Origin of the sequence: Ampullimonas aquatilis, assembly GCF_049675895.1 — a bacterium.
Classification (GTDB): Bacteria; Pseudomonadota; Gammaproteobacteria; order Burkholderiales; family Burkholderiaceae_D; genus Ampullimonas; species Ampullimonas aquatilis.
Genome location: NZ_CP183834.1, coordinates 801,277 through 818,700, shown reverse-complemented (window position 1 = coordinate 818,700; position 17,424 = coordinate 801,277). Strand labels below are relative to the sequence as shown.

Sequence of the window (17,424 nt, the reverse complement as noted above, 5' to 3'; positions counted from 1 at the left end):
CATCACTCCTTAAAACTCAAACAAACCGCGGGCATGCAGGAATACATCGCCAGCTTTGGTATTGACGGTATCGCGCATGGGGCGCGCCAGATCGAGGGATAAACTGAATTGCTTTTGGGCATTAAGGCGCAGGCCAACACCGGCGCTCCATAATTGATGGCTACCGCTTTGTTGTGGCAGTGGATCATTGATCTTGACAGACGCCGCATCAATAAATGCCTGCCAGCTCACTGATTTCAGCCAGGGATGATTGCCCGTCAGCAGATTGGGGGAGCGTAGTTCCAGGGTGCCATGTACACCTGAATCACCCCCGGCACTGGATTCCAGATAACCTCGTACGCTCTCCGCACCGCCCACCATAAACAGTTCACTGGCAATTAAAGGCTGCCCCGATAACTGGCCATCCACCTTGGCGAATAAGGCATAATCCTTGGACAGTTTTTCCAGGCGTGAAAAATTAAATCTGAATGCAAAGAAGCTGCTGCGTCCCTTGAATCGTTTGTCGTCAAACTGCGAATCTTCACTAAAAAATCGGCCAAACGCGGAGGTAAAACCACCACCCCACTGCCAGCGTCCATTGGCATCATCTTTAATACCTTGATAATCCAGCGTAATGGGCAAGTATCGAACCGGTGTCAATGTCGGATCGGTAGAACCAAAGAACAAGGCTTCATCCAGGTCTTTATAGTCGACGCCAAGGGTAAGTGACTGCGACATCTTCAGATCAATATCCTGATCAATCTGAATGATATCGCGCACACTAAAAATATTACCCTTACCAAATACATTGGAACCTGTAATACCTGTTGGTGAAGTGCTATTGGATTTGATGGCCGACATCACCAGATATTGATCTTCCATAGGGATGGCATAACTAGCCACCCATACCTTCATATCATCCAGCCGATTGGGCGACATCTGATAAGTCAAAGACAGACTATGCTCTCTTTGAAAGAGATTGTCGTACCGCAAAGAACCGGTCAAGCGTGGATGAGTTGTATGCGCGGTATAACGGTTATTCAATTCCACGCTGCCATGAACGGGCAACTGGTCTTGCACCGCCAGGTCCACTTCGGTGGTGCCTTCTTTTTTACCGGGCCTGAAGATGGGCGTGACAATCCGGTCTTGCGAACGATTCACCGTACCTAATTGCTTTTGTACTTCGGTAAAGTTGGGCACCTGGCCCGGTGCCAGACCCGGCACCTTTTCAATAATTTTTTCCTGAGAATAATATTTGGCACCCAATATCGACAGCTTGCTAACACCCCCCTCGGTGACTTGCAACCTGACAACACCATCCTTGACCTTTTGTGGAGGAATATCGACCAATACCGTGCCAAACCCGGCATCCCGATAGGCTTTTTCCAGTGCAACGCGTGCCGCTTCCACATCCTCAAAAGTTTTACCGCCACCCAAAAAAGGATCCACCGTCTTTTCGATGATGCTGGGGTCAAGCACAGTGTTGCCATCAATTTCAAATTCAAACAAATTGAAGGTCGGAACGTTTTCCTTTTTGGTTTCAGGCGCAGCCGCGGGAGGAGCCGCTGGTGCCGCATTAGATTGCGCCAAAACAGGCAGCACCTGCAACATCATCAATACACAAACAATGTGGCGAGCGCGAATCAAGAATATAGGTAAAGTGGTCAAGAAGTTCATCCAGTTCAGACAGGCTTATTCAAGAGAACTGGCAATTGTGCAAATTATTTGTGACACCCATTTGTCAAAGTCACAACTTGTTGGCGATGCCACAAGATTTAACGAGTTGGCTGACTCGCTGATTCAACCAATCATATAGTTAGCCATATGGTCATATTGAAGTATTCAATTTTTACAACACTGGATGCTGCGGTTTGATTCATTCGCCGAATCAATGCAACCTACCAATAAACCAGCCATAAATAGGATAGATAAAGGAGTATGCCTAATAATTAATCCATACAGTGCGTTAATAAATAGGTTTTAAAAATACATCACCCCAGTATAAAAAAGCCGAAACCCTGAGGTTTCGGCTTTCATCACATGATCTGATTTTTTTGTTGACGAGCATTGCGCTCGCTAACGATCAAATCCAACCATCAAACATTAAGGCTGTTTGAACAAGTCAGTGTTGGCGATTGGCAAAGCAACCTGGCAGTTGTTTGGCGAACCGTTTGGTGATTTTGTGTGTGTATGCACTGGATTGGCAGTGATATCAGCAGAGCTGATAGTGGCGCCAGAAGCAGCAACTGGTGTATAGCCGTTTGATGGCAGAGCCAACAGACCTGAACGACCCCAGAACTGAACCAGACCGTTGTCGATGTCATCGATCACAGTTGGGTCACCCAGTTTGGCTGGAATGCCAGACAGGATTGTCAGATCATTACCAGTAATGTTGCTACGGAACTGGTATGAAGTTTCAACGTACAAGTCGTATTTACCTTCAACTGCGTTCAACAGAGTAGGTGCTGCACCATTGATTTTGACAAAACGGTAAGCATTGTTACCGGCAACCTGGGTACCAGCAACCGGATCAACCGGAACAAACTCGGAAGACAATACACCAACGCCGCCTTTGCTGGCGCCATCGAGTGTTGTCAGGCAAGCAGTCACGTTACCAGAACCGGAACCTTCGTTCACTGTACCAGCACCACATGTGCCACCATCGTTAATGGCCACAAAACTGGCCACACCACCAGTACAGGCAGCGCCAGTAAAATAGATGTCATAAGCTTTTTGTGTACCGGATGTGCCAACACGACGAGCCACATAGATATTGTCATCAGTCACTGTCAAACCGAGTTGTGACCAGTTAGTGATCTGGCCAGTGTAGATACCGGACAATTGGGTTTTGGTCAGGTTAGGCATATTGGCTTCAGTTTCTGAACCCACTGTCAGGCCTTCTTTGGCTTGCAAGGCGTTACGGATTTTTAATGTAACTGGCACCGCCATCAACAAGGCGTTGGGTGACTGAACAGTCAACTTGGCGACTTGCGCTGGTGTACCGCCGAGCAATGCTGGCTCAACATCTGACAGACCGGCTTTAGGCACGGCAGTTTGTGTAGCTGTTGTAGCAACAGCGTGGGTTGTGTAAGCTGGCAGGCCAGTGGTAGAAGCAACCGTAGCTGTAGAAGTCACCAGAGCTGGGTTGGCTTTCAGAGCAGCCATGCTGATGAATGTCAAAGCTGTACCGTCTGCAACTGGGCCGATACCGTTACCTGAACCACCAACAGAAGTTTTGAAGATAGCCAATTTAGTTTTGCCGCCAGTCAAAGCAACAGCGGATGTGCACAATGTGACTGATTGGTTAGTGAATGTATATACATCCATTGAACCAGCTGTACAGAATGATTTTGCGTAGGCTTTGATCAGGCCAGCATCTTGAGCTGAAGCACCAGAGATGAACAGGTCGAGTGTGTCACCAGCTGTGCTGTTGTATGCGGAAGGGGCCAAAGCAAAAGCGGAAGAAGCCGTAACACCAAGTGCCAAACCAATCATGGCGGAGAGAGCTGTGCGTTTCATGTGAAACTCCTTAACAGTAGTGAGTGAGTAGTAAACAAACAAAATTCAGACAAACAGAGCCCCAGGTAAGGGCTAAAAGCCCTTACCAAGGTAAAACAGCAAATCTGCAGTAGCAGCGCTAAAACAGAGCGGAGAACCCGCTCTGCAGTATGGTATTAAGCGCGGTTTTTACGACGGCTTACACCAACCAGACCCAACAGACCTGAGCCGAGCAACAGGGCCGCACCAGGAACAGGTACGTTAGAAACAGGTTCAGCAGCCAGGCTATAAGTCAAAGTACCGTTAGCAGCCAATGTCCATGTTGCGTTACCAGCAGCATTTTTGTACTGGGTTTTGTTAGCAGCAGTCAGGCCACTGCCTGAACCAACTGTACGAGTCATGTACCAGAAAGACAATGAATCACCAACATTACCTGATGAACCAACACCACCGGTCAATGTACCATTCAATGTATCGCCAAAGTTTTTGTTGGCATAACCAAGAACTGTACTGTCATTAACAGCACAAGAAGTCGCAGCACCGCAACCCCAGCTTGCATTCAATGGAGTAATCATGCTGTTATAAGCAGCGCCAGCATTAAAAGTGCCATTGTTGTTCATCGTTGGCGCTGCACCATTGATTGTGGTAGCTACGCGAGAAACACCAGCCACACCACCAGTTGCACCGTCCATGGCAACCACGTTCCATTTGAGGTTGGCCGCTGAAGAACTAGCAAACGTTGTAGTAAACAGGCTGTCACCAGCAAAAACAGATGTCAAACCAGTGCTTGGTGTTTTGTTACCAGTAGCACCACCATCAGCAGCAAGAGTCGTTACATTGCTTGGCAAGAATGTGTTCAGTGTGAAGCCGAGGTCTTTGGTGTAAGACACTTTGGCCACGTCATCCCAAACGTTCAGAATCAGGCTACCACCGGCAGCATTATTACCATCCAACAATGCAGCAGATGCCTGACCTGCAGCTACCATCGCCAGAGCGGCAACAGCCAATTTCATTTTCGTGTTCATAAACTCTCCTGTTATCACGATTTAAAAAGTACTACTCAATTTGGAGCCTTCAATAAAAAAGCCGGAACTTTTTTTCTGACTGCCTTATCCAAGTTTGCAACTGGATTGGTTACCCAAACCTCAGAATCATCACCTGTCACGGCTTATTGCTTCTAAAGTAGTTAAAGCTTGTATTGTTTGCTACAACCCCCAACGCACCCGAACTATAAGCAACTCATGTGACAGCTTGACGACCCTTTTTATTCAGAAAATAACCCCTATGGACTAGTACCAGGCACTTTCTTGGAGCAGGCCTTTACGGCTTGTTGTTCGTGGTTCATCACCCAACTCCTACTCGCACTATAAACGTGTAATACGACACAGATATGGCAGTTTGCAAGATAAAAATAGTCGTAACTATCTAGTCCGTTCGGACTAGTTCTTTGCAAAAGGTGCATCACATTGGGGAATGTTTTATTGAATTTTTGAATGATTTTTTAAAATCTAATTGCGACGGAAGTACAAACTCGGCAAAGCACCACCCTCGCCCGTTAAACATTGCGTATAACGTACCGAAGCCGAGCCTAAACAATCACCCGCGGCTTCACGCCCAAACTTGACTTCCTGGTCAGCACAGATGCCAAGGTCGCTCTGGCGAATGCGCTCACAGGTTTCCGGGTTTTTATTTTTTAAACCATCAAACAGTTTTCTGGCATTGGGTAAAGCTGCGGTTTGTGCTGTTGGCGCTGGCACGACTGGCACTTCGGCAGGTGGTGGCGCGCTGTTGATTGGGCTATTTTCCGTGGTCTTTTCAGCCTCAATACCAGTACCAATATCGGCGACCAAAAAGCGCCAGTTGCGATAGGTTTTAGCATCCTTGTCGAGCACGGCACCATAAAGAAAATTGGCGATACGAATCGGCCGATGCAGAGATAAGCTATAAATACCGACGATGCCCTGCCCCTTGGTGCGGACTAGTCCCCACTGCGATTTACCGGTGAGTGGGTCAATGTAAATCTTTCTTAAATAACGCTTTGGTTTGGGAAAACGTTTATCTAATACCAATTGTTCCAGGGATGTCGGATAGGGCTGAGGGATGGTGCCACTTTGTTTGCGATATTGCTCAATGGCTTCACGAAACTGATTGCCGATGAAAAGTAATTCTTCTTCATTGGCACGTCGTATTTCAATCGACCAGACCAAAGTTGCTGCAAGACTGGCGATGGACAATATAAAGACCAGAAAGATCACACCCAGGTAGGTAAAGCCGCATGCTGGCACCCGTCTAGGGGAGTGGATTGACATCAGACTACCTGAACAGAATTTGACAATGATGTGGCCAGCTTGATTTGCCAGGCATGCCGCAAGAGTTGCTCAAAATCCTGCGTAAACTGGGCCGCCGACATCAATGGCCCATTCTGCATATTGGGCCGACACTGCTGACGAATGGCATTTAAAGCTGGTAAATCCGCCGAATAGGCAATGGCTTTCTGCACCAGCTCTTCACCACTGGCACAGATCCAATCAGACAATCCGGCAGCGGTAAGAATTGATGCGCCCATGCGCGACGTATGGGTCTGACCACAAAGCGACAATACTGGCACGCCCATCCATAAGGCCTCGCAGGTAGTGGTCGCACCATTGAAGGGGTAACTATCCAGGCCAATGTCAACCTGGCTGTAAACGTCGAGATGGCTTTTCAGATCGGGCTGCCAAGGATTCAGAATAAGTCTGTCAAATGCGATACCCAGCGCGGCAAACCGTGCAATCAGCTCTTGTTGATTCTTTGATGAAGATAGCGAACGTGCTTTTAAAAACAAACGACTATTGGGCACAGCATGCAACACACTGGCCCATAAGCTGAGTGTGGCATGACTCAGTTTGGCCAGATTATTAAAAGAGCCAAATGTGATTGCACCACGCTGTAATGCAGGCAATGATTGAACTTGTGAGTCAGAATCGGTGCCATAACAAAACATGCTGTGCGGCATATTGAGGACGGCTTCACTATTAAATGGTATGAGCTGCGGTGGATCAATCTGATGGTCACTGATGCGGAAGTCGTAAGCCCTCAATCCACTGGTTTCGGGATAGCCAAGATAATTGATAATGATGGGCGCAGGTTTTCGGGCGATCACATTCATGCGGTTACCTGACGTGTGCACTGCCAGATCAATCAGAATATCAATTTCATCAGCGCGAATTTTTTGATAGAGCTCTTCGTCAGACCAATAAGCGCAGGCGCGCCAATGATTGGCATGCTGCTTAAGGCGCAATGTAACCTCATCTTCATAGGCCAGATTGAAGTAGCCATAAACCTCAAATTGCTCGTGATTGTGATGCTTGAATAAGGGTTCACAAAAATATCCGACAGAATGCCGCCGCAGATCGGCTGAAATATAGGCAATCCGCAACCTTCTGCCAGTGGGCTTATTGGGGATGACACTAAAGTCCGTGGGAGATAAATTGCGCTTGTCATACAACTGGTTAATTGTTGCATGCTCTTTGGCAATATGCGCTGCGTCTTCCTTGAAATAATTAAGCGTCATCAAATAACAGGAATGCCATTCGACAATATTGGGCTCTATCTCAATCGCTTGCTTGAACAACGCCAAGGATTTGGGAATCTCCAGACTTTGCGACAATGAATGCGCCAGATTACATATTGCGTGCGGCATATTGGGCTCTCGCGCCAATACTTCATCAATCAGCACGATGGAATCTTCTACCCTACCCAGCTCGTGATAGCAGGAAGATAGATTGATCTGTATCATGGTAGCTGGTCTATTGAGTGACAACCATCGCTCGTAGACCATCGCCGCTGACTCATAGCGCTTCATTCTTTGAAGCAAAGTACCCAGATCCAGACAGATAATCTCACTGGTGTTGTCCAGTGCCAAGGCTTTGTTGAGTAATTCGAGCGCCTCTTCATTTTGCCCGGATAGCAATAAACAGCTAGCCAGATTTCGCAATATCAAAGGATTGTCAGGATCGGCCAGTAAGGCCTGGCGCTGCAACAGCTCATTTTTTTTAACCCAATCACCTTCGCCCTCTGAGCGACCCAGCTGTTGACTCATCTCGATCTGCAAGTTTGCCAGATTAGTACGTGCCGTTGCCATAGCAGGATTGATTTTTAGAGCCATCAAATAGTGATTTTCAGCGGAAACAAAATCACCCATCAATTTGTAGGCAATACCAATGCTGACGTGGCCATCAGCAAAACGTGGATTGAGTTGAATTGCCTGTTGATAGGCAGCAATGGCTTTTTCAAGCTGTCCCTGCGCTTTATGAATTCGACCAAGAATTTGAAAATTGTTTACCGCAGTTGGACTGAGCTGAATTGCCTGATTGATCCAATCCTCCGACAGCAAGAGATTGTTCTGCTGAAGCGTAATGATGGCAAGTAGCTGCTTAACTTCGACCCGTCGCTCATTGGCTTGATTAGCCACCAAGGCAAATTCATAGGCTTGCGCCAAATGCTGACCGCTGTAAGCACTATAAGCCAAAGCCAAGTCATCGACTTGAATTTGAGACTGGGTAGATTGCAAAGCTTGACGACGAGTAGTAAGTCGTTGGGGAGTGCCCTTTTTTGACTTGGACATAAGTGATGGAGCCGTGTATGAATTCAGACTGGTAGACGACCCTGAATTCTGCCCCATCACCCATGACAGACTTATGACAATTGCATTACAGCTTAATTCAAGCTGCTTTCAGCTTGCGGCGGCTCACACCAACCAGACCAATCAGGCCACTACCCAGCAATAATGCACCACCAGGAACAGGTACCGGACTGGCAGGAACATCACTACTGTTAAATTTAACCACTGTGGTGGTTTGGCTGGCAAAGAATGTTGAGCCATTGGATGACTGCGCTGCAGCTGAATAGCCCAGCCAAACACTGCCACTATTAGATAAACTGCTGCTGCCAAAAATTCCGGCAGGGTTTGGAAACAGCTTGCTCAAATCAACCTTGGCGATTGTGTCACTGATATTACTGCCCTGGAAAAATCCGGTGGGCACAAAAGATTTTTTAAAGAAATCGGCAACAAACGTATTCAAACTGGTTTCAAATGACTTCAGTGCGCTGTCATTCAAAGAAATTGAGGATGAATTCGTGATGAACGAGGTTGTAAAGCTGACCGACGTATAACCGGAATTAGTCGATTGTGGCTTGACTACTGGCGTCGTACTGGCATTTTTTTCTTCGCCAATCATACAGGCATTGGCTTGGATAGTGTGACCGAACAATCCGGCACAGGCTAATCCACATATCAGTTTTTTAATCATGGTGTTCCCCAAAGGCATAAAGAGTGTGTGCGAAAGATCATGTGATGCCACTCGACAAAAGCAACAATCATGCAACATACCGCAATGAACAATCGCCTAGGATTTGATGATGGAATACATGTCCTCATCGCATTATCCACTGCAGATAATGAAATCTCTATGACCAAAACGGACTAGTCCGTTGGAAATCGGGGAAATATCAGTTGGAAGGGAAACTAAAATAATTTAATTTTTGATTAATGATCTACTTAGTAATTTGTAACAGCATCCAAATTAATCCAGATTTATGAAAAATATATGACAGTCACTTTATTGACTGACAAGAATCCTTACTGCCAATGCGTGAATTAGGAACCGGTTTGTTGAAATACCTAATGGCATGGCTCATTCGTACTATAAAAAAGTGACTTAATGTCAATACACTGACATTTCAATTACGCATAATTCAGACTCCCAGAATGGTGAATTTGATGACACAACGTGCCCTTATAATATTTTTTCAGTTTTTAGTCTTGATGAGTCAGGCAACACTGAGTCATGCCGACTCGGATGTGGAGGCTTTACGAAAAAAATTGAAACTGGGACAAACAGCTGACATTATTGTCGAGTATCAATCCGGTTCTGTTGAAACGCAATCCAAAAATAATCAAAATAGCGCTGTCAATAATATTGATAACGAAACCACCCTGGAAGCACGCCACAAGGCATTCCAAAAGATCAAAGAACGCGCCAACCAGCAGCACTTCAATAATGAAGTGGAAGAGCTACGTGATTACAGCCATCTTCCACTCTCGTTTAAACGCGTACATTCCAGCAAAGCCTTTGAACAATTATTGGTGAGCCCAGATATCAAAGCAGTGTATGAAAACCGTCAAGTACATCGGGTACTCGCACAGAGCCTGCCACTGATTAACCAACCCGCAGTTTCCAATGCCCTCTATAAAGGAGATGGCACCGCTGTGGCCGTTTTGGATGACGGTATCAATTATGGCAATGCTGCATTTGGCTCATGTACCGCACCCGGTGTACCTGCTTCTTGCAAAGTGGCTGTTTCAATGGATTTTGGTACGGGCAGTAGCAATAATGATCATGGCACCAATGTCTCGGCAATTGTGACTGGGGTTGCACCCAATACCAAGATTCTGATGCTCAATGTCTTTTCAGGCAATGGCGCCTTTTTCTCTGACCTGATTGATGCGATTAACTGGGCAATTGCCAATAAGAGTACCTACAATATTGCTTCATTGAATATGAGTCTGGGTGATGGCGTTGTCAACACTACCACCTGCGCCAGCAGTGCCATGACGACCCCCATCACCAATGCCATCAATGCGGGCATCAGTGTGGTGGCAGCAGCTGGTAACGACGCCTTTACCAATGGTTTGTCCAGTCCCGCCTGTGTACCTGGCGTCATTTCTGTCGGCGCTGTTTACGATGGCAATAATGGCGGACTGAGCTGGGGCAACGGCTTATGCACTGATGCCACAACTCAAGCTGACAAGATCACCTGCTTTTCCAATAGTGCCAGTTATTTGAGCCTGCTCGCGCCAGGAGCCATGATCACCGCAGCAGGTATTACGATCGGTGGTACGTCGCAGGCTTCACCCCATGTGGCTGGATCACTCGCCGTATTAAGAGCCGCTTTCCCCACTGAAAGCCTCAGTCAGTTGCAAAATCGTCTGATTAATAATGGCAATAATATTCTCGATACCCGCAACAACATTACCAAGCCCAGAATCAACTTACTGGAATCCGCACGCCCCATTAATGATGATTTTTCCAGCAAGACGGTAGTAAGTGGCGCAACGGGATCCATTGCAGCCACCAATTTATTGGGCTCCAAAGAGTCCGGCGAATATAACCATGCAGGTAACTCTGGCGGAAAATCCGTATGGTGGCGCTGGATGGGCACAGGTAATGGCCAGGTCACTGTCACCACCCATAGCAGTACATTTGATACCTTACTGGCAGTTTATACCGGTGGCAATATTGTCAACTTATCGACAGCAGCCTCAAATGATGACGATGGCACAGCAGGCGGCGTGAGTACCGCAGTCTTTCAAGCAGTTACCGGACAACAGTACTCTTTTGTTGTGGATGGAAAAAATGCTGCCAGTGGCACTATTCATCTTAACTGGTCAATCAATACCAGCGCCCAGGCCAATTTAGGTGTTAGTGTGACTGGTCAGAATAATGAATTCTTTGGTGACACGAGTACTTATACGCTGGTTGCCAGCAACTCAGGCCCCAATGTCGCCACCAATGTGATAGTGACCCTGGCGCTGCCAAACGGCGCAATAGCTGGGGCCTTACCAAATGGATGCAATATTGCGGCCAATACCATCACTTGTTCGCAAGCCAGTATTGCAGCAGGTGCAAGCGCAATCTATGTCATCCCGATCACATGGAATACGGCAACAGGTAATCAACCATTGTCAGCCAGTATAAATTCAGATGTACCAGATTCGAATACAGCCAACAACAGCAATAATCTGCTCGTTGCCGTTTCGGCTGGCAATGTGGATGTGCCTACCCTGCCGCAATGGGCTTTGCTTTTGATGACCTCATTGTGTATCAGTTTTGTGGCGAAGCGCAAAGTTTGAATAGCCAGTCACCATCGTCAATCCCAACCAGCCAATCCATAAGCCAATGGCAATACGACCGCCACCATCCAAAAATTCTCTGTAGATAATCAGGAGACTATTTTCTTCAACATGATGGACGCTCCAGAGCATGTCCTCCAGCTCTGCCAAAAAAATCAAAGGCGCGTCCATCAGGCTATTAAAAACAATCAGTAGCGTCGCCATGCCAATTGCCGTCAGTCTTTTTGACAAGGATAGCGCTGGCACACTCAGTATAAAACTCCAGGCAAAAAGCCAGGGGAACAACAGTGGTCCACAAAGAATACTGACTTTAGCCGTACCACGACCCAAACGGTCAGGAACAATCACCTGCTTACCAACCAGTTTTGATCGCACCAGACCCACATTCAAGATCAACCTTGCGCCAATATCATGCTTGGTGAGGGTGAGACTGTCAAGACGATAACTGTCATCAAGCTGCTGTAGCTCCCACCGAAAGATTGGGATGGCCAGCGCCAATAAGTTCGGACCAATCATCAGTGCTATGATGGATGAAAAGCAAATGGCAGCAATCCCTCTGACAATCCAATGCTTCATTTCAGGGCAAGGAACCGTCATAACGTTGCGGGCATGGCAGTTTTTATCTTTGACGGCGTCACTAACAAGATCAACATCGACACTGCAATCATGATCAGCGGTGCAATAAAACCATGTACCAGATCAAAGTATTGACGGTGATAGCGCGCAATCATTACCAGCAAAACGATTCTGACAATATTGAGAGTCAGCACCAAAATACTCATTGCTAAAATCCGTTGCAGCTTACCCAGCCAACTACCTGGCAGGGCCAGCATAACGGCCAATAGCAAGAATAGGATGTCAATCCCCTCGCAGCCATTCAGAATATTGATGGCTAGACCACCGGTAAGAATCGAAGCATCCAGCGCGTGTGCCAAGGCGTTGGAATCAATGATATTGATAAAGAAAACAGCCGAGGTCACCGTCAATTTATCAATAATCAGTCGATATACCCAGCTGCCACGAGCAGCAATCCAGATCAATTCCAGTACCAAGAAAATCACAAGAAAAATTGCAACACGTTTAACCTGATATGAATCGGCAATCACAACGTCGCATCAAATCACTAGTCGGCCTTGAGCAAACCAAGGCTGATTGCCTTGGCAATGGCATGGGTGCGGGTGTTGGCATTGAGCTTTCGAAAGATCATCTGCAAATGATTTTTGATGGTCCACTGGCTGACATCAAGTTGTTCAGCAATCTCGATATTGGTCTTGCCTTCTTTGAGCAAATATAAAATTTGCTCCTCCCGTTTGGTCACGATCCGTCCTGTTCTGCTGGGGGTGTAATTGGTCTGATCTCGCTCGGTTGCCAGCACCCGCATAAAGGTAGTATGCAGATGCGGGACTAATAGCTCCATACCATATTTAAGTGTGCTATCCATTTCGGAAGCAACACGTGAAAAGGCATAAAACGCCTGAATTTTTTGTCGTGAATCCAATACCAGATAAGCCGCTATATTTTTAAGTGGACTTTCTCCCAACAAGGCAGTCAGCTCTGGTCCGCAACCGTTACTTTGGTCTACATCACACAGGATAATGCTTTTTCTGGATCGCTCATATTCAGCATTTAATTTACTGGATAATCCTTCTTTTGAGTCACAGAGAGTCCGAAAATGCGCATCATTAAATTCATTTGTTGAAGCGAATTTATACAATGCCGTTCCATGGCGGGAACCATCATCAATTCCGCAGATCAGAATCTCATGAGGAATGATTCCTTGGAATGTTCCCTGAGTCCAGACAAACAGCTGATGTCGATTGACCACACGAAATGAAGAATCAACCGCATCGGCCAGATACATCCTGGCTGAGTCATTCATATTTTGCGGAGCTGCCATATATTATTTTCGATTGTCTTACCAATACAAATAAATTTCGGCCTACCTTTAAAAAGCAGGATCTTGAAAGGAAAAATAATTTACTGCAACCCCGTAACATAACAATGAAAGTTGACAGTTTTTTTAATATTTACAAATTAATCACCAGCTCGAAAAATTACTGCCATCAATTGCCTGTTTATCCGAGCCACTATGCACATCCAGTATGGAGTTGGGATTACCCGGCTCTGGTAACTGCAAAATCCAGGTATCCTCTTTTTCCGTAATCGGATCAATCGGCACTGCTTTCAAATAACGGCGCTCAACTAGTTCATCCAAGGTTTCCGGATATCGTCCACGGTCCCCATAAAACTTATCAATCGCTTCACGCATAATACTCAAATCACTTTTCAATACATTTTCTTTACTGCGTTCCACACTATGAAAATATTTAGGCAAGGCTATCGTCAGCAAGGTGGCAATGATGGCCATCACCACTAGCAACTCGATCAAGGTAAAACCTTGTCTGAGAGAGCGCCTTATTGGGCCAATCCACACCTTACCAGTCACGATATGGCATTCCATTTAATCCAACTCGATCCGATTTCGAATACACATCGAACACATCTTTCCCATCCTGTGGATTTTCTGGCCCACTTTCGGAACTGCGAGTCCCCCAGGAAGCCTCCGCTGAAATACCCGATGGTGCCATCGGATCAATTGGCAATCTTCGCAAAAAATAAATTTTTTTCCCTTTGGGATCCTTGATGTCCACCACACCTTCAGCAAGATCATTTAATTTTTTGGGGTAGCCAGATTCATCAGATTTCACCTCCACACGCTTTCCCTCTGCTGCCTTTTTATAATCATCAATAGCAGTACGAATTTGTCGCAAAGCAATTCGAAGCTGCAGCTCTTTTTCTCGCTGTACATCAACTATCACCAGTTTGGCCGCACCTGTAGCAAGAATCCCGATAATCAATACCGTAATCAATAACTCGATCAGCGAAAAACCCCGGTTTTTGCTATAGCGTGGCATTGCTATTTATTTATTTCATCTGGGTTGGCACCCGCTGGTGCTACCACTGGCTCACCCGGGTTGGCATTCACAGGTGGCGCTGCTGCTGGCTCCACCGCAGGTACTTCCTGCACCTGTGCCGGCCCATTACCGGGGACTGAACCATTTTGCGGGGTCTGGCCTTGTTGACCACCTCGACCTGCTGGTGGACTGGTCAAACGACCACTGGTACGTAAACTCAAAGGAATTGCACCCACACTGGATTCTGTGCCCGATGAGTATTCAAGAGGGGTAGCAAACTTATTGACGATATTGCGCACAATATGGGGCGTTATCAGCAGCACGATCTCAGTTTTGCTTCGATCAGAACGCTCTGATGAAAAAAGTCTGCCTAAAATTGGAACATCCGTAAATCCGGGCCAGCCTGTTGTCGTTTTGCGATCTTCATCATTGATTAAACCTGCCAGTGCCTGCGTTTCACCGTCACGTAATCGCAAAGTCGTATTGGCCGCACGAGTACCGATCTGATAAGTCAAGGTGCCACTATTACTTTTGACTTCCTTGACGATGTTACTGACTTCCAAACCTACTTTAATGCCAACTTCATCATCCAGATAGACATTCGGTTCGACATCCAGCTTTAAACCCACATCCAGATAATTCACTGACTCTGACACGCCCACATTCGCAGTAGAAGTGGTTGTGATCACAGGCACTTTATCACCAATCAAAATCTTGGCTTTTTCACGATTTTTGACCCTGATTCTTGGATTAGCCAGTAGATTGGTATCACCCAACTCCGATTTCACGTTAATAGCCGGATTAGTGATACCAAATTTACTACTGTTCAGGTCTTTCAACTTGTCCGCTGTCAACTGACTGGTTGTCGTCACCGGATTAGTGGTTTGCGTGATCAGCCCACTCCCGGATACAGCAGTGGTAGTAGGACTTTGAACAATATTGAGCAAAGTAAACTGGGTGGGAGGAGCCACACCAATTTCGGTAAGGCGAGAACGCTTTACCTCAAGAATTTCCACTTCCAGAACCACTTCAGGTTCGGCAAAATCCTGTGAAGCAATCAGCTTTTCAGCCAGCTTGATGGCATCTGGCGTATCGCGGATCGTGACACTATTGAGCTTTTCGTCAATAAAAATATCGCGCGTCTTGGTAATCGCCTTGAGCATATTCATCATCTGCTTGGCCTCGGCATTCGACAAATAGAATGTCTTGATAACCAGTTCCTGATAATCCTTTACCTTGGCTGGCAGGTTGGGATAAAGCAGAACGGTGTTGTCATTCAAATATTTTTTTTCCAGTTGATTAGTGACAGTAAGCACGCTAATCACTTCTTCAACTGATATGGAATTAACAAAAAGTGTGACCTTTAAATCAGATTTCACATCTTTATCAAAAACAAAGTTAACCCCCGTACTACGTGACAAGGCTTCAAACACCGCTTTGATATTGGCATCTCGAAACTCCAGATTGACGAGCTTTTTCAAGGCTGCTTTTAATCCCGGTACTTGTGCTGCACGAGATAGATTTTCATCAAGCTGTCGCTTCAAAGCCCGAGCGTCCCGATGATTAGGATTTTCTGCTAACACGGCACGCACTCTTGCCAGAGCTTCTTCATTTTTACCTGCCGCAATCAGGCTATCTGCCTCATCAATCAAAGCCCGCTGCTTCTTACCAGTTTCGATTGCATCAAGACCCAGCCTAGCACGCATATTGCCTTTATCAATACTGAGCACTCGTTCATATACCGACTTTGCTTCGATATAATCTTCTGCCATGCGTGCCTCATCGGCCTTGACCAGCATGCCATTAACCTGCAACTCTTTTTGATGTAGAAGCAGTAATCGATAGTCTTTATTATTTGGTTCAAGATCAACGGCTTTTTGCAACTCACTGATACCATCTTCGATTTTTCCCTTCGATAACAGCGCTTTACCATTATCAATATTTTTCTGACCCGCAGCACAACCTGCCAAAATCAAAAAAGCAAAAGTACAAAACAGCGGCGTGAGGAACTTATCCTTGAGCATCGTTTATTTCCCGGTCGAGAGGGATTGTTGTTGGTTCAAAGGCAAATAATTAAAAATGATCTGTCCTGACTGGATATCCATCACTTGATAACTACTCAATAAAACATCATTCTGTCTGGCAACAATGACTTTCATGCCATCACTTAAAAATACAGTGGACTTACCCTCCTCTTTCAGACTGCCAACGAAAGTAAAAGGCAGATTGGGGGCAACCGGCTTTTCTGCCACCATCTTGGTCGCCTTGGGAGGCGGTGGTGGCGGAGGGTTCCAGTTCTTTCCAGGAAAAATATTAACCACTTTAGGGGTAGCAATCGCTTGCCGTTTTGATAACCAATCAAGATCAAGTACATCCTGGATTGAACGTGACTGACCATTTTTTTTCATCGATGGCTTAATGATCAATGCTTCATCCTGATCTTCCTGAACAAAAAAACGGCCGTATATTTCATTTCCCGCAATCAGAACGATTACCAGGAATAACCAAGGTAATTTATTTTTAATTTCTGCAGGAACGAGCATATCAATCTGCCAAGAAATAAAGATCGACAATCAGGCGGATTTCGAGTTGGTCATCTTTGCTTGTGTCACGTTTAAAGCTGGTTTCATTCAACGCCAAATAAGGTACGTCTTTCATTAATTGATTTAGGAATACTCTGAAATTCTGATAATTTGATTTCACCGGGATTTGCATCTGGTATCGCAACAAACGACTATCGACATCCTTGACAACTTTAAAATCGGCGGATTCGATCTGAACATTATTTTTTTTTGATAACTCAAGCATCTGCTTCATTACTTCGGGCACATCATGGGTATACCTGAATCCTGAGTAAAAACTTTCCATGGGTGTTAACACTGGCTGACCAACTTCTTGACTGGCCGATTTTTCCTTTAAAAGTTGTTCACTGAGATGCTCAATTTTCCCCCGCAGTTGATGAGTGTTTTTTTCGGTTTCTAATGGAAGCCATGTGAGCATGGCCAAACCAATTAAAAGAAAAACCAATAGAGTCAAGCCGACCAAACCACTATATTCACAAGCACACCGCACTGCATAGTTCATGCGTCCCATGAAGGAGTTTGATGGTTGAGACAAGGCTGTCATAGGATATCCATC

The 17,424-nt window shown here is 46.0% G+C and carries 15 protein-coding genes; 1 reads left to right on the top strand and 14 read right to left on the bottom strand.

Annotation, left to right across the window (positions count from 1 at the left end; all coding sequences use genetic code 11):
* Nucleotides 1-9 precede the first annotated feature (9 nt).
* The 6 genes from ACMYR3_RS03770 to ACMYR3_RS03745 all read right to left on the bottom strand — a co-directional run bounded on the left by ACMYR3_RS03770 (nt 10) and on the right by ACMYR3_RS03745 (nt 8,768).
* The gene (locus tag ACMYR3_RS03770; protein ID WP_424194656.1) at nt 10-1,647 is read right to left on the bottom strand and encodes a ShlB/FhaC/HecB family hemolysin secretion/activation protein; all 1,638 of its coding nucleotides are present in this window, start codon (nt 1,645-1,647) and stop codon (nt 10-12) included.
* Nucleotides 1,648-2,082: 435 nt separating this feature from the next.
* On the bottom strand, nt 2,083-3,498 hold the full coding sequence (locus ACMYR3_RS03765) for a substrate-binding domain-containing protein (RefSeq protein WP_424194654.1): 1,416 nt from the start codon (nt 3,496-3,498) through the stop codon (nt 2,083-2,085).
* Between the two features lie 155 nt (nt 3,499-3,653).
* On the bottom strand, nt 3,654-4,502 hold the full coding sequence (locus tag ACMYR3_RS03760) for a hypothetical protein (protein ID WP_424194652.1): 849 nt from the start codon (nt 4,500-4,502) through the stop codon (nt 3,654-3,656).
* A 483-nt stretch (nt 4,503-4,985) separates the two neighbouring features.
* Entirely contained in the window at nt 4,986-5,786 is an 801-nt protein-coding gene (locus tag ACMYR3_RS03755) for a hypothetical protein (RefSeq protein WP_424194651.1), read from the bottom strand.
* The gene (locus ACMYR3_RS03750; protein ID WP_424194649.1) at nt 5,786-8,083 is read right to left on the bottom strand and encodes a tetratricopeptide repeat protein; all 2,298 of its coding nucleotides are present in this window, start codon (nt 8,081-8,083) and stop codon (nt 5,786-5,788) included. Before ACMYR3_RS03750 ends, ACMYR3_RS03755 begins: the two co-directional genes overlap by 1 nt.
* Before the next feature lie 97 nt (nt 8,084-8,180).
* The gene (locus ACMYR3_RS03745; RefSeq protein WP_424194647.1) at nt 8,181-8,768 is read right to left on the bottom strand and encodes a hypothetical protein; all 588 of its coding nucleotides are present in this window, start codon (nt 8,766-8,768) and stop codon (nt 8,181-8,183) included.
* Nucleotides 8,769-9,283: 515 nt separating this feature from the next.
* On the opposite strand from ACMYR3_RS03745, the gene ACMYR3_RS03740 reads away from it, so the two are divergent.
* The gene (locus ACMYR3_RS03740; protein ID WP_424194645.1) at nt 9,284-11,371 is read left to right on the top strand and encodes a S8 family serine peptidase; all 2,088 of its coding nucleotides are present in this window, start codon (nt 9,284-9,286) and stop codon (nt 11,369-11,371) included.
* On the opposite strand, the gene ACMYR3_RS03735 is transcribed toward ACMYR3_RS03740, so the two are convergent.
* The 8 genes from ACMYR3_RS03735 to ACMYR3_RS03700 all read right to left on the bottom strand — a co-directional run bounded on the left by ACMYR3_RS03735 (nt 11,333) and on the right by ACMYR3_RS03700 (nt 17,412).
* Nucleotides 11,333-11,947, bottom strand: a complete 615-nt coding sequence (locus ACMYR3_RS03735; protein WP_424194643.1) for a hypothetical protein — start codon at nt 11,945-11,947, stop codon at nt 11,333-11,335. The genes ACMYR3_RS03740 and ACMYR3_RS03735 overlap by 39 nt on opposite strands.
* A gap of 17 nt (nt 11,948-11,964) precedes the next feature.
* Entirely contained in the window at nt 11,965-12,477 is a 513-nt protein-coding gene (locus ACMYR3_RS03730; protein ID WP_424194641.1) for an archaeosortase/exosortase family protein, read from the bottom strand.
* A 17-nt stretch (nt 12,478-12,494) separates the two neighbouring features.
* Nucleotides 12,495-13,232, bottom strand: coding sequence for an XrtB/PEP-CTERM-associated transcriptional regulator EpsA (epsA, locus tag ACMYR3_RS03725; protein WP_424194639.1), 738 nt, complete (start codon nt 13,230-13,232; stop codon nt 12,495-12,497).
* Nucleotides 13,233-13,409: 177 nt separating this feature from the next.
* The gene (locus tag ACMYR3_RS03720) at nt 13,410-13,832 is read right to left on the bottom strand and encodes a type II secretion system protein (RefSeq protein WP_424194637.1); all 423 of its coding nucleotides are present in this window, start codon (nt 13,830-13,832) and stop codon (nt 13,410-13,412) included.
* Nucleotides 13,807-14,286: a type II secretion system protein gene (locus tag ACMYR3_RS03715; protein WP_424194635.1), complete on the bottom strand. Its 480-nt coding sequence runs from the start codon at nt 14,284-14,286 to the stop codon at nt 13,807-13,809. Before ACMYR3_RS03715 ends, ACMYR3_RS03720 begins: the two co-directional genes overlap by 26 nt.
* 2 nt (nt 14,287-14,288) lie before the next feature.
* Nucleotides 14,289-16,310 (bottom strand): secretin N-terminal domain-containing protein, encoded by a 2,022-nt coding sequence (locus tag ACMYR3_RS03710; protein ID WP_424194634.1) that lies wholly within the window; start codon nt 16,308-16,310, stop codon nt 14,289-14,291.
* Nucleotides 16,311-16,313: 3 nt separating this feature from the next.
* Entirely contained in the window at nt 16,314-16,829 is a 516-nt protein-coding gene (locus ACMYR3_RS03705; protein ID WP_424194632.1) for a hypothetical protein, read from the bottom strand.
* A 1-nt stretch (nt 16,830) separates the two neighbouring features.
* Nucleotides 16,831-17,412, bottom strand: coding sequence for a hypothetical protein (locus ACMYR3_RS03700; protein WP_424194630.1), 582 nt, complete (start codon nt 17,410-17,412; stop codon nt 16,831-16,833).
* Between the last annotated feature and the right edge of the window lie 12 nt (nt 17,413-17,424).

Coding starts and splice junctions, on each gene's coding strand:
- ACMYR3_RS03765 (WP_424194654.1), bottom strand. CDS start 3,498: ATGAAACGCACAGCTCTCTCCGCCATGATTGGTTTGGCACTTGGTGTT.
- ACMYR3_RS03710 (WP_424194634.1), bottom strand. CDS start 16,310: ATGCTCAAGGATAAGTTCCTCACGCCGCTGTTTTGTACTTTTGCTTTT.
- ACMYR3_RS03745 (WP_424194647.1), bottom strand. CDS start 8,768: ATGATTAAAAAACTGATATGTGGATTAGCCTGTGCCGGATTGTTCGGT.
- ACMYR3_RS03715 (WP_424194635.1), bottom strand. CDS start 14,286: ATGCCACGCTATAGCAAAAACCGGGGTTTTTCGCTGATCGAGTTATTG.
- ACMYR3_RS03755 (WP_424194651.1), bottom strand. CDS start 5,786: ATGTCAATCCACTCCCCTAGACGGGTGCCAGCATGCGGCTTTACCTAC.
- ACMYR3_RS03750 (WP_424194649.1), bottom strand. CDS start 8,083: ATGTCCAAGTCAAAAAAGGGCACTCCCCAACGACTTACTACTCGTCGT.
- ACMYR3_RS03700 (WP_424194630.1), bottom strand. CDS start 17,412: ATGACAGCCTTGTCTCAACCATCAAACTCCTTCATGGGACGCATGAAC.
- ACMYR3_RS03760 (WP_424194652.1), bottom strand. CDS start 4,502: ATGAACACGAAAATGAAATTGGCTGTTGCCGCTCTGGCGATGGTAGCT.
- ACMYR3_RS03740 (WP_424194645.1), top strand. CDS start 9,284: ATGAGTCAGGCAACACTGAGTCATGCCGACTCGGATGTGGAGGCTTTA.
- ACMYR3_RS03735 (WP_424194643.1), bottom strand. CDS start 11,947: ATGAAGCATTGGATTGTCAGAGGGATTGCTGCCATTTGCTTTTCATCC.
- ACMYR3_RS03720 (WP_424194637.1), bottom strand. CDS start 13,832: ATGGAATGCCATATCGTGACTGGTAAGGTGTGGATTGGCCCAATAAGG.
- epsA (WP_424194639.1), bottom strand. CDS start 13,232: ATGTATCTGGCCGATGCGGTTGATTCTTCATTTCGTGTGGTCAATCGA.
- ACMYR3_RS03705 (WP_424194632.1), bottom strand. CDS start 16,829: ATGCTCGTTCCTGCAGAAATTAAAAATAAATTACCTTGGTTATTCCTG.